Here is an 11,809-nt window from a genome sequence, read left to right as displayed (position 1 = left end):
AAACAGAACAATTGAGGGTCTCTTGTTATGCGCCATTTAAATTTTCATCACTTATATTATTTTTGGACGGTGGCAAAAGAGGGTCACCTAACGCGCTCAGCACAAAAACTGAATGTGTCGCAGTCAGCGCTGTCGTCGCAGATACGTCAACTAGAGAGTCAATTAGGACACGATTTGTTTTACCGTCAAGGTCGCTCGCTACTGCTTAGTGAGGCGGGTCATTTGGTATTGGAGTACGCCGAGAGTATCTTTAATTTGTCGAGCGAGTTAATGGCATCAATGCAAACGGGCGAGTATCAAAAAGTGCAGCAATTACGCATTGGTGCCAGTGCCACTTTATCGCGAAACTTCCAAGAAAATTTTCTCCAGCCGGTGATCGGCAAAAACAACATTAAGTTGGTGATCAAATCGTCTAATCTAGATGACTTACTCAACCAACTGCAAGTGCACAAACTGGATTTAATCTTATCAAACCGCGCGGTGGCGTCTGACTCAAGTACCCCGTGGCGCTGTAAACTGTTAGCGCAACAACGCGTGTGTTTGGTCGGTCCGAATACCGACCAATTTAACGCCTTGTCATTTCCACAAGCCCTGGCTGAGGTCAAAATACTCCTACCCGGTGCGAATAACGAAATTCGCAGTCAGTTTGATATGTTTTGTGAATTACACGGGATCAGTGTTACCCCGTATGCCGAAGTAGATGATATGGCAATGTTGCGCCTGTTAGCGCGCGATGCGGGAGGCGTTGCCGTGGTGCCCGAAGTCGTCGTACAAGACGAGATCCAAACGGGTGTGTTAAAAAATTACGGCAGCTTAGAGTCGGTAACCGAAAGTTTTTATGCGATTACTGCCAAGCGCCATTGGGACTTACCAATTTTAACTGAATTATTAGGCGGTTAGTGATGGCCGAAGATGAGATAGCACATTAAAGGGCTATCTCAACTCGACAACGTGGCGATAGCTTAAATGAAATTAAAAAACGCCAAAATCAGTGGTAGCAGTATCGCAGTTACGCAAGCGGTCAGAGCCATCGCTAAACCGGAAAAAGCCCCCATCGTAGGGCTTACCTGAAACGCTCGCGCGGTACCGATACCGTGAGATGTTAGTCCCATTGCAACGCCTTTGACACTGTCGTCTTTTACCCCGACCAACGAGAACACCTTAGTGCCAAATATCGCCCCGATTACGCCGGTCATGGCGGCTAATCCCGCTGCCAGTGACACAATGCCACCTAAGTTATCGGCAATACCCATCGCCACAGGGGTGGTTGTTGACTTAGGCGCAATCGACAATTGGGTTAACTCACTGCCACCTAACCACTGAACTAAATAAATCGCACTAAACGCGCCGATAAAAATTGAACACATTAGGGTGATGGTAATTGGTAGCAGCAAGGATTTAATGCGGTGTATTTGTTGATATAGCGGAATGGCCAGCGCGACCACCGCAGGACCGAGTAAGAAGTGAACGAGTTTGCCGCCGACAAAGTATTGCTCATAACTGATGCCCGTCACCAATAACACACTGATAATGATGATCACCGAGACGATAACCGGATTAACGATCGGATTTGCGCCACTGCGCTTAAACAGCGCCACGGCCAGAGTGTAAGCCAGTAAGGTAATAATTAAGCCGGTGAGCTCTGAGCTTTGCAACAATGTCGCTAAAGCAGCTAGTTTTGCATCACTGATCATCGAAAGCCTCCGCCTGAAAGCGCTTGAGCAAAAATTGCATAATCAGTGCGCAGCTTGCCAACATCAACAAGGTGCCAACCACAAGTGCAACGCTTATCGCTAACCATTCACTCGTCAGCAGTTGATAGTGAGTCATTAAACCCACTCCTGCTGGGATAAACATCAGCGATAAATGGCTAAGTAGGTGAGTTGACGATGTGGTCAGTGATTCACCAACGCGACCGCGAATAATCAGCGTCGCCAATAACAGCAATAAACCGATAACCGGCCCCGACACCGGTAATTCAAATAAAATCACTAGGACTTCACCCAGTAATTGATACGCCAACAACATGGCGAAGCCTAAAATAAATTTCATCTCACAACATTCATCTGTAAAAAATGGATACCATCACATTGAGCTTCACCTGCGCCAGCCTGATCAGCTCAAGCCGAAAAAGCGCCAGTTAAGCCCCGTAAACAACCGCGCTAATATACCAAGTATGCCAGCTATTAAACATATTTAATCAACAAGGCGCCTCAAAAATGAGGCTACAGAGGAGTTGCTTAACCTTGATTTACTCACTCTATTAACCCGATGCGGGCAAGTCTCGTCGCGCTGCAGTGGTCAGCGTCGCAAAAAATGTCTTGGTTACGCAAATTTTATTGAGAATCGTCTATAGTCAAAGATACCAATAAAAATGAGAGAGAAATTTGTATGGACACCCTTGAAGACGTCGAAATTGTCAACCGTGCAGGTCCTTTATCACTGCAAGATCACCTTAATACGTTTGCCGAAATGACGATGGTTTTAGCCACCAAAATTGTCATTGCGGTCATTGTTCTGTGGATTTCACTTTGGATCTTAAAGCGCTTTATTAACTTTATTGACGCGGCGATGACGAAGCGCAAGGTTGAAATCACCCTACAAAAATTTCTACTTAACATCATCAACTTAGCGTTGAAAGCTATCGCGATTATCATTTTCGCATCAATGCTGGGGGTTGAAACAGCATCGTTAATTGCCCTACTCGGTGCCGCCGGTCTTGCCGTCGGTTTAGCACTGCAAGGCAGCCTGGCCAACTTTGCCGGTGGCATAATCATTTTATTTTTCCGTCCGTTTAAAGCCGGCGATGTGATTGAGGCACAAGGTTATATTGGTCGAGTCGACGAAATACAAATTTTTAATACCATTTTGATTACCCTCGACAATCGCAAAGTATTCATCCCCAACGGGCTGTTGTCTAACGGTTGTTTAATCAACAGTTTTTCCTTTAAAACCCGCCGTATCGATATGAAATTTGGCGTCAGTTACAGCGACTCCATCCCCCATGTAAAACAGGTTATTGAACGTGTTTTATCGGCAGATGAACGCATTTTAAAAGAACCTAAACCGGATATATTTGTCGCCGAGCACGGCAGTGATTCCATTATCCTGTTTGTTCGCCCGTGGAGTAAAACAGAGCATTACTGGGATGTTTATTTTGCCATTCACGAACAACTGAAATTGGCGTTTGATGAGGAAGGTATCACCATTCCATTTCCACAGCGCGATGTGCATTTGTATCCGGTTGAGAAAGCCACTCAGTAAGGGCTTTGCCACGTGCGGGTTGCCAAACTGAGCAGTGATACAATTTTAGTGCAACGATTACACTTGCATAACAGCTTTTCAAACCAAGCTAGTTATAATTGGCAGTGAGTGACTTATTTCACTCTTTTCTCTCCCTGAGATATCCCTTTTTTTGAGCCCTACAGCGTGTGGGGCTTTTTTTTTACGCCAACTTTCATTACCCTGTGCACACACCCTGCAAGGAACCTCACTTATGAAAACATTTTTCAGTGTCATATTGCTGGCTGTGTTCAGCCACACTGCGCATGCCTTTGATACCGACTCAACAGAACAGGACAACGAGCAAAGCCCTATCGTTAAGGCGTTTGCCAAACAGCATCAGGAGCTGATGCCAAAAGTTGCTGTCGCCGATATGTATGCGGGTTGCCTACACGCCAAAGAGCAATCGTGGGTCGATTTAAAGGCACTGATTGAGGACACCGACAAAGCGCAGTTGGCGGAGCAATTAACCGACTGTCTTGGTGAACATTCACTCGCCTCAGATCAAGCGTTAAACTACGGTATTTTTGCTTGTTTTTACGATCAAATGGCCGATCTTGAATCATCTGAGCGCCAACAAAACCTCAAACAAGTAAGTGCGGTATTAACCAGTTTGCCACGGGCAGAAAGACAAAAGAGCTTTACTCAATGCGTCAACAACCAAACTTTAAAATATCTTCAGACAACGTGGTAACAGGCGATCGTAGCTACATTGCTAAGACTCTAACGCAAGCTCTCTTGCAAGCCTTCATAGCGCCTTGTAACATGGGCTTTTTTGTCTTAACTCGTTAACCATAAACGATGATCTGCTTATGAATAAATCATTGATAACCAACACCTTAGCGTTAACAGCAACAGTTGCTGGCTATGTGCTAGCAAATGACATTGTATTTTATGTTGGCTTATTTGCTTTATCGGGGGCTGTAACCAACAGTCTGGCTATTCACATGCTATTTGAAAAAGTGCCGTTGTTGTATGGCTCAGGAGTGATTCCAGCGCGCTTTGAAGAATTTAAAGCCGGCATTCGCGATTTGATGATGACACAATTTTTTACCGAACAAAATATCGATCGTTTTCTGTCTGAAAAAGATGGCCGAGCGAGCGACTTTGATCTGGCGAACATCATCGCCAAGGTTGATTTAGAACCGGCGTTTGACTCATTAGTGAAGACCATTGAAGAGTCTCAGTTTGCCAGTATGTTGGCTATGTTTGGCGGTAGCCAAGCATTGCAACCACTAAAGCAAAAGTTTATTGATAAAATGAAAACTTCATTGGTTGAGATATCGAGCAGTGATAGTTTTCACGAGATGGTGCGCGCTGAGCTTGAGCAACCGGATGTCATCGCCTCGGTACGGGACAAAGTAGAAGCCATCGTAAATAAGCGTTTAGATGAGCTAACCCCACAATTGGTTAAACAAATTATTCAAGACATGATCAAAAAACACCTTGGTTGGTTGGTCGTTTGGGGTGGTGTATTTGGCGGCTTAATCGGTTTGATTAGTGCACTACTGATCTAGTGCACTATGGTTATAGCGTATAAGCGTACAAAAAAGCGCACAGATGCAAGCCATCGCAACGCTAAAAATTCACAGTTTTGTCTTAATTTGTAACGCGTTCTGATATATTCTTTACGTTTCATTGCAACGGCCGCAACCACATTGGTAAGGGCACACTTAACATTCAGGAAATTACGACCATGTTCGGCAATTTATCAGCTTTACCAGCCGACCCAATTTTGGGCCTTCTGGCAAAATACAGACTAGATGAAAATCCAAATAAAATTGATTTAGGCGTTGGTGTTTACAAAGATGAATCCGGCCATACGGCGATTCTCGATTGTGTAAAAATCGCTGAGAAAATGCGCTTTGATAACGAAGATAGCAAAGTTTACATTGGTCCTGCTGGTACACCGCTGTTTAATGAAAAAATGACCGAACTCGCGTTTGGTCAGCACCAAGTAATAGAACAAAATCGGGTGCGCACAGTATCTACCCCGGGTGGCACCGGTGCATTGCGAGTTGCTGCTGAATTTATCCGCGCTTGTAAACCAGGCGCGACCATTTGGGTAAGCGACCCGACTTGGGCGAACCACACAGGTCTATTTCAAGCCGCAGGTCTCAACGTCAAAACTTACCCTTACTACGATTTCGACAATAAAAATCTAAAATTTGACGACATGAAAGCCGTCATTGAAAACGTGGCCAGTGATGATGTTGTTCTGTTCCACGCTTGTTGTCACAACCCAAGTGGTATGGATTTAAATCAACAACAATGGCAAGTCATGGCTGAGATAGCCAAACAAAAGGGTTTCACTCCACTTATTGATATGGCCTATCAAGGGTTTGGCGATGGCTTAGACGAAGATGCCTATGGCGTGCGTTTAATGGCTGATAGCGTCGATGAAATGATCTTAGCCAGCTCGTGTTCAAAGAACTTCGGCTTATACCGCGAGCGCATTGGCGCCTGTTCGATCATTGGTAAAGACAGCACCGTTACCGACGTCGCATACTCGGTGTTGTTGAGTGTTGTTCGTTGTATTTACTCAATGCCACCTGCGCACGGCGCCGCCATTGTTGAAACCATTTTAGACTCAACAGAATTGACTCAGCAATGGCATCAAGAACTGGCTCAAATGCGCAACCGCATCAATGGTAATCGCCAACTGCTGGTAGATAAACTAAAAGAACAAGGCGTAACCCGCGACTTTAACTTTATCACCCAACAAAAAGGTATGTTTTCATTTTTAGGCATTACCCCTGAGCAAGTGCAACGCCTACAAGATGAGTTTAGCATTTACATGGTTGGCTCAAGTCGCATGAGCATTGCCGGCATTGCCAATTCAAACGTGGATTACTTAGCCAAGAGCATAGCCAAAGTTCTTTAAGGCATCCTGCGTTACGTCATCACAGCTAACCGGACTTAGCCAAGCCCGGTTAGCTGCTCGTGTTTTACACCTTGCTACGCTTTCTTTCTCGCATTTTTTCACTTCGTATACTATTTGACCAACACCATAATTAGCGTTAACTTAGCCTAAGTATTTTCTTTATATTATACAGAGCTTTGCATGCATAAAGGTAGTCATCACAGCGGCGCCGATCCGCGTAACCAAGATATAAAAGTAAACATCAATGGTGAGCTATTCGCCCGGAATGAGGCGAAAATATCGGTTTTTGATTCTGGCTTTATTTTAGGTGATGGCGTCTGGGAGGGATTGCGCCTACATCGGGGTAAACTGCCTTTTATCGACCGTCATATGCGTCGACTCTACGATGGTGCCAAAGCATTAGATTTAGATATCGGCATCAGTCAACAACAGCTTATCGAGCGCATCCTCTACACCTGCCAAGCCAATAATATGGACGATAATGTGCACATTCGCTTAATGGTGACCCGCGGTGAAAAATCAACGCCGTATCAGGATCCCAGAGTCAATGTTGGCAAAGCAACCATTGTGATTATTGCCGAATACAAACAACCTTCCCCCACCAGTGATACATTCGGTCTTAATCTCTATACCGTCTACGTGCGGCGCGGTGCGCCTGATGTACAGGATCAAAAGCTCAATACCCACTCCAAACTCAACTGCATCTTTGCCTGCATACAATCTACTAAAGCCGGTGCAGATGAGGCGCTGATGCTCGACCCTCACGGGTTTGTCTCCACCTGTAATTCGACCCACTTTTTTTTCGTTCGCGATAACACCGTATTCACCTCAACTGGTAATTACTGTCTCGCCGGTATCACCCGCAGCAATGTCATTGAGCTGTGCAAAAAACATCGAATAAGCGTGGTACAAGGTAACTTCACCTTGTCTGACGTTTATGCCGCCGATGAGGCATTTGTTACCGGAACCTTTGCTGGGGTAACCCCAGTGGCGCAAGTCGATGGGCGAACTATTGGCAGCTTTGCCAATGATGGCAAAGGGCCGATGGTTAGACGCTTGCAAGACCTTTATCAACAAATGATTTGCGAACAATGCCGCTAGGAGTGACATAATGAGCAAGATAATCGCCATGTGGTCGGGACCGCGCAATATTTCAACGGCAATGATGCGCTCGTTTGAAAATCGAGGTGACTGCCAAGTTATTGACGAACCGTTTTACGGCTATTATTTGCAGCAAACGGGGTTGCCACACCCCATGGCCGAATCTGTTATTGCCAGTCAACCGAGTACTTGGCAACAGGTAGTCAACCAACTTACCGGTACTTTCAACACGCCGATCTGCTATCAAAAAATGATGACTCATCACATGTTAAACGAGATCGATCTGAGCTGGTGTAAATCGATAGACCATTGTTTTTTAATTCGCAACCCGCGCGATGTGGTGCAATCCTATGTGAAAAAAATGACCGATGTGAACGCCGACGACATCGGCATTGTGCGCCAGCATCAACTGTATCAACAGCTGTGTACCATAACCGGTAAGCACATTCCGATTATTGACAGTGATGACGTGGTCAACAACCCCAAGGGCATGTTAGAAGCGCTTTGTCGCCAACTCGACATTGACTTTGATCCAGCCATGCTTTGTTGGCCAAAAGGATCGCGAGCTAGTGATGGTGTTTGGGCTAGTCATTGGTACCAAAACGTGCAGAATTCGACGAGTTTTAGCCCATTTAAACAACACAATCAGCCCCTTACCGAGGCGCAGCAACAGCTAGTACAAAGTTCGATGTCACTGTATTTGGACTTATATCAACAGCGCCTAACGCTCAACGATTCGGTGGTTGAACGCTAAAATTATCGGTCTAATTGATATAGTCGATTCAAGCCTTTTAGGCTACAATAGCATGCAAATTAGCGTATCTTACATTTTGAGGAATCAAAGTGATGGTTTCTGGCAACCTGTTTATTCTTTCGGCACCGAGCGGCGCCGGCAAATCAAGCCTAATCAAAGCTCTGTTAGAGCAACACAACAGTCGACCAATGCAGGTCTCAGTATCACACACCACCCGAGCACCGCGCCCCGGTGAGCAAGACGGTGTACACTACCACTTTGTCAGCAAAGAGCAATTTGAACAACGCATTGCCGATGGCGAATTTTACGAGTGGGCAGAGGTATTTGGTAACTATTACGGTACCAGCGAAGCCGCCATTGATGCACAGCTAGAGCAAGGTATTGATGTATTTCTCGATATTGATTGGCAAGGTGCACAACAAGTTCGGCTAAAAAAACCACAGGTAACCAGTATTTTTATCTGTCCACCGTCAATCAGTGCGCTCGAACAACGCTTGCGCAACCGCGGCCAAGACAGCGATGAGGTGATACGCGATCGAATGACCGCGGCTAAAGCCGAGTGTTCGCACTATCAAGAGTTCGATTACATTGTGGTGAATGACGATTTTGAGCAAGCGTTGAACGATCTCAATATTATCATCAACAACCAGCGCCTGAAGCGCTCTCAACAAACGCAAAAATACGCGTCGTTATTCGAACAGCTAGTGAGCCAGTAACAGTAAGGCAGGTAAAATAAATACCGATGATCAATATTTAGATCGACAAAGATCTAGCATAAAGATTAAGCATTTAGTAAACTATCGTACTTACCGATTTAAAATTAGCTTTGTGGAGTAAATAGATGGCTCGCGTTACTGTTGAAGATGCAGTTGAAAAAGTAGGCAACCGTTTTGACCTAGTACTTGTTGCCGCTCGTCGTGCACGTCAAATCGCAACCGGTGGTAAAGACCCAATGGTTGAAGAAGAAAACGACAAACCAACGGTGTTGGCGCTTCGTGAAATTGAAGCTAACCTAATTAACAACGAAGTTATGGACAACGCAGATCGCCAAGAAGCTGTTCAGCACGAATCAGCTGAGCTTGCTGCCGTTGCTGCTATTGTTGGAAATCAAGTATAAGAGAGCACTCTCTTATGTCGACGTATAAAGAAAAGCCAATGACTCTGTCATTGGCTTTCTTGCAATTAAAGGGTATCTTTAGAAGAGCCAATCATATCCTGTAGTAACCTATAACATTCTTCGCAACATATGGTGTTGGAGCATTAAGTGTACCTTTTTGAACCATTAAAAAAACTGGCGGCAACCTATTTGCCTGATGACCAAGTTGAACAATTAAAACAAGCATATATCGTTGCCCAAAACGCTCACGATGGACAAATGCGCTCAAGTGGCGATCCATACATCACTCATCCTGTGGCGGTGGCGCGTAACTTGGCAGAAATGCACTTAGATCACGAAACCTTAATGGCTGCGTTATTACACGATGTCATTGAAGATACCGAGGTTACTGGTGATGAGTTAGCCGAACAATTTGGCAATACCGTCGCCGAGCTCGTCGAAGGGGTGAGTAAGCTCGATAAGCTCAGCTTCAGCAACAAGCAAGAGATGCAAGCCGAAAACTTTCGCAAAATGATCATGGCTATGGTGCAGGACATTCGGGTTATTCTAATAAAGCTTGCCGACCGCACCCACAACATGCGTACTTTAGGAGCTTTGCGCCCCGATAAACGCCGACGCATTGCTCGCGAAACACTGGAGATCTACGCCCCGATAGCCAACAGGCTAGGTATCCACGGCATTAAAAACGAATTGGAGCTGTTGGGTTTTCAAGCCTTGTACCCAATGCGTCATCGAGCTCTGAAAGAAGCGGTTTCACAGGCGCGGGGCAATCGCAAAGAAATCATTGAAAATATTCGCCAAGAGATCGCCGCTCGTTTGGAAGAATCGGGTATTGACGCACAAGTCGTCGGACGTGAAAAACACCTTTACTCGATTTATCGAAAGATGTTGAGCAAAGAATTAATGTTTAACGAGGTGATGGACATTTATGCATTTCGCATTATTGTCGATAACAAGTTTGATACCTGTTATCGCGCTTTAGGGGCGGTGCACAATTTGTACAAGCCAATTGAAACCCGCTTTAAAGACTACATCGCCATTCCCAAAACCAACGGCTACCAATCGTTGCATACCTCTCTCGTCGGACCGCACGGTATACCGGTGGAAATTCAAATACGCACCCAAGATATGGACCACATGGCGGATAGAGGGGTTGCCGCTCACTGGCTGTACAAACAACAAAGCGATACTAACGACGGCACCACCGCGCAAGTGCGCGCACGCAAATGGATGCAGAGCTTAATGGAACTACAACACAGCGCTGGTAGTAGTTTTGAGTTTATTGAAAACGTAAAGACCGAACTCTTCCCAGAAGAGATTTACGTGTTTACCCCAGACGGCAAAATTATTGAGTTACCTATGGGAGCCACCGCTGTCGACTTTGCCTATGCGGTGCACACTGATGTAGGTAATAGCTGTGTTGGTGCCAAAGCAGAACGCAAGCCATATCCATTGAGAAAGCCTCTGGTATCGGGACAGACGGTAGAAATTATTACCTCGAGCGGGGCACGCCCCAACGCGACGTGGCTCAATTTTGTGGTCACTGCCAAAGCCCGATTGCAAATCCGCAACTACCTGCGTTCGATGGAACACAACCAGTCGCTCAATTTAGGTCACCGATTACTAACCCACGCACTGGGCAGTACCAAGCTTGAAAGTATTAGTGAGCAGGTCATTAACGAAGTGGTGAGAGAAGCCGGTTATAAGGATCTCGACGAATTAATGGTTAACATCGGCCTCGGCAATGCACTGAGTATTGGTATTGCGCGGCGTTTAACCGGTGAATTTACCAGTGACGCGAAAGCGCCGATATACGGCAAAGCAAAAATGCCGATAAAAGGCTCTGAGGGCATGTTAGTTACTTATGGCAAGTGTTGTCACCCGATACCTGGTGACGATATCGTTGCCTACATGAGTTCGGGTAAAGGTTTAATGGTCCACCAAGACGGTTGTCGCAATATTAAAGGCCGAGAAAAAGAACTGGGTAAATTTTTCCCCGTGCGTTGGGATGAGGATATCGACAACGAGTTTGTGGCGGCGATAAAAGTAGAAATCATCAACCACCAAGGTGCTTTGTCCAAGCTAACCGCTATTATTACCAAGGCGGATTCCCATATTCGCACCTTATCAACAGAAGAAAAAGATTCGAACTTATACCTTATTTCGATGGAAATAACCTGTCAAAACCGCATCCATATTGCTGATATTATTCGTAAAATAAAAAGAATGCCGGATGTTCAGCGCGTGTTTAGACCAAGAAAATAAAAGAGATTACAATGAAAACAATCATCAATACAGACCTCGCACCCAGTGCTATTGGCACTTATAGTCAAGCCGTTAAAGTCAACAACACGGTGTATCTTTCTGGTCAAATCCCGCTCGTTGCTGAATCGATGACTATTGTCGATGGTGACTTTGCCGCGCAAACCCATCAGGTATTTAAAAATTTGTCAGCGGTGTGTAAAGCTGCCGGTGGTGGACTCGATGATATGGTCAAGGTCAATATTTATATGACCGATTTAAATCAATTTGCCGTGGTCAATGAAATCATGGCGCAGTACTTTGTCCAACCGTATCCAGCGCGCGCAGCGATAGGCGTCAGCCAACTTCCCAAGGGCGTGGATATCGAAATAGACGGCATTTTGGAACTTCCTAACCTAAACTAATATTT

At 45.4% G+C, this 11,809-nt stretch carries 13 protein-coding genes; 11 read left to right on the top strand and 2 right to left on the bottom strand.

Features of this window, described 5'->3' with window-relative positions; translation table 11 throughout:
* Nucleotides 1–27: 27 nt before the first annotated feature.
* Complete coding sequence (locus tag ACAY30_RS00940) at nt 28–900, top strand: LysR family transcriptional regulator (protein ID WP_290251226.1); 873 nt, start codon at nt 28–30, stop codon at nt 898–900.
* A gap of 62 nt (nt 901–962) precedes the next feature.
* Here ACAY30_RS00940 and ACAY30_RS00935 read toward each other — a convergent pair whose 3' ends face one another.
* Together ACAY30_RS00935 and ACAY30_RS00930 are read right to left on the bottom strand one after the other, a co-directional pair.
* The gene (locus ACAY30_RS00935; protein WP_290251227.1) at nt 963–1,694 is read right to left on the bottom strand and encodes an LrgB family protein; all 732 of its coding nucleotides are present in this window, start codon (nt 1,692–1,694) and stop codon (nt 963–965) included.
* Complete coding sequence (locus tag ACAY30_RS00930; protein WP_290251228.1) at nt 1,684–2,052, bottom strand: CidA/LrgA family protein; 369 nt, start codon at nt 2,050–2,052, stop codon at nt 1,684–1,686. The genes ACAY30_RS00935 and ACAY30_RS00930 overlap by 11 nt, the downstream gene beginning before the upstream one ends.
* Nucleotides 2,053–2,391: 339 nt before the next feature.
* Here ACAY30_RS00930 and ACAY30_RS00925 point away from each other — a divergent pair, with 339 nt between their 5' ends.
* The 10 genes from ACAY30_RS00925 to ACAY30_RS00880 all read left to right on the top strand — a co-directional run bounded on the left by ACAY30_RS00925 (nt 2,392) and on the right by ACAY30_RS00880 (nt 11,804).
* Nucleotides 2,392–3,264, top strand: coding sequence for a mechanosensitive ion channel family protein (locus ACAY30_RS00925; RefSeq protein ID WP_290251229.1), 873 nt, complete (start codon nt 2,392–2,394; stop codon nt 3,262–3,264).
* Nucleotides 3,265–3,496: 232 nt separating this feature from the next.
* Entirely contained in the window at nt 3,497–3,976 is a 480-nt protein-coding gene (locus ACAY30_RS00920) for a hypothetical protein (protein ID WP_290251230.1), read from the top strand.
* 118 nt (nt 3,977–4,094) lie between these two features.
* Nucleotides 4,095–4,799 (top strand): DUF445 domain-containing protein, encoded by a 705-nt coding sequence (locus tag ACAY30_RS00915; protein WP_290251231.1) that lies wholly within the window; start codon nt 4,095–4,097, stop codon nt 4,797–4,799.
* A gap of 179 nt (nt 4,800–4,978) precedes the next feature.
* Nucleotides 4,979–6,166: an amino acid aminotransferase gene (locus tag ACAY30_RS00910; RefSeq protein ID WP_290251232.1), complete on the top strand. Its 1,188-nt coding sequence runs from the start codon at nt 4,979–4,981 to the stop codon at nt 6,164–6,166.
* A 180-nt stretch (nt 6,167–6,346) separates the two neighbouring features.
* The gene (locus ACAY30_RS00905; protein WP_290251233.1) at nt 6,347–7,267 is read left to right on the top strand and encodes an aminotransferase class IV; all 921 of its coding nucleotides are present in this window, start codon (nt 6,347–6,349) and stop codon (nt 7,265–7,267) included.
* A 10-nt stretch (nt 7,268–7,277) separates the two neighbouring features.
* Nucleotides 7,278–8,021 (top strand): HAD family hydrolase, encoded by a 744-nt coding sequence (locus tag ACAY30_RS00900; RefSeq protein ID WP_290251234.1) that lies wholly within the window; start codon nt 7,278–7,280, stop codon nt 8,019–8,021.
* 92 nt (nt 8,022–8,113) lie between these two features.
* Entirely contained in the window at nt 8,114–8,737 is a 624-nt protein-coding gene (gene gmk / locus ACAY30_RS00895) for a guanylate kinase (RefSeq protein ID WP_290251381.1), read from the top strand.
* 125 nt (nt 8,738–8,862) lie between these two features.
* Nucleotides 8,863–9,138, top strand: a complete 276-nt coding sequence (rpoZ, locus tag ACAY30_RS00890) for a DNA-directed RNA polymerase subunit omega (RefSeq protein WP_290251235.1) — start codon at nt 8,863–8,865, stop codon at nt 9,136–9,138.
* Between the two features lie 147 nt (nt 9,139–9,285).
* Nucleotides 9,286–11,403, top strand: coding sequence for a bifunctional GTP diphosphokinase/guanosine-3',5'-bis pyrophosphate 3'-pyrophosphohydrolase (gene spoT, locus ACAY30_RS00885; RefSeq protein ID WP_290251236.1), 2,118 nt, complete (start codon nt 9,286–9,288; stop codon nt 11,401–11,403).
* Nucleotides 11,404–11,414: 11 nt separating this feature from the next.
* Complete coding sequence (locus tag ACAY30_RS00880) at nt 11,415–11,804, top strand: RidA family protein (RefSeq protein WP_290251237.1); 390 nt, start codon at nt 11,415–11,417, stop codon at nt 11,802–11,804.
* Nucleotides 11,805–11,809: the final 5 nt, after the last annotated feature.

The sequence above is a fragment of the Thalassotalea ponticola genome, assembly GCF_041379045.1.
In the GTDB taxonomy this organism is placed as follows: Bacteria; Pseudomonadota; Gammaproteobacteria; order Enterobacterales; family Alteromonadaceae; genus Thalassotalea_A; species Thalassotalea_A ponticola.
The sequence above is the reverse complement of the archived record's forward strand: the minus strand, read 5'-3'. Positions and strand labels throughout refer to the sequence as shown.

Bases quoted from the DNA above. Each gene is read 5' to 3' on its own strand.
- ACAY30_RS00880 (WP_290251237.1), top strand. From the start codon at position 11,415: ATGAAAACAATCATCAATACAGACCTCGCACCCAGTGCTATTGGCACT.
- ACAY30_RS00935 (WP_290251227.1), bottom strand. From the start codon at position 1,694: ATGATCAGTGATGCAAAACTAGCTGCTTTAGCGACATTGTTGCAAAGC.
- gmk (WP_290251381.1), top strand. From the start codon at position 8,114: ATGGTTTCTGGCAACCTGTTTATTCTTTCGGCACCGAGCGGCGCCGGC.
- ACAY30_RS00915 (WP_290251231.1), top strand. From the start codon at position 4,095: ATGAATAAATCATTGATAACCAACACCTTAGCGTTAACAGCAACAGTT.
- ACAY30_RS00940 (WP_290251226.1), top strand. From the start codon at position 28: ATGCGCCATTTAAATTTTCATCACTTATATTATTTTTGGACGGTGGCA.
- ACAY30_RS00920 (WP_290251230.1), top strand. From the start codon at position 3,497: ATGAAAACATTTTTCAGTGTCATATTGCTGGCTGTGTTCAGCCACACT.
- ACAY30_RS00925 (WP_290251229.1), top strand. From the start codon at position 2,392: ATGGACACCCTTGAAGACGTCGAAATTGTCAACCGTGCAGGTCCTTTA.
- ACAY30_RS00910 (WP_290251232.1), top strand. From the start codon at position 4,979: ATGTTCGGCAATTTATCAGCTTTACCAGCCGACCCAATTTTGGGCCTT.
- ACAY30_RS00905 (WP_290251233.1), top strand. From the start codon at position 6,347: ATGCATAAAGGTAGTCATCACAGCGGCGCCGATCCGCGTAACCAAGAT.
- rpoZ (WP_290251235.1), top strand. From the start codon at position 8,863: ATGGCTCGCGTTACTGTTGAAGATGCAGTTGAAAAAGTAGGCAACCGT.
- ACAY30_RS00930 (WP_290251228.1), bottom strand. From the start codon at position 2,052: ATGAAATTTATTTTAGGCTTCGCCATGTTGTTGGCGTATCAATTACTG.
- ACAY30_RS00900 (WP_290251234.1), top strand. From the start codon at position 7,278: ATGAGCAAGATAATCGCCATGTGGTCGGGACCGCGCAATATTTCAACG.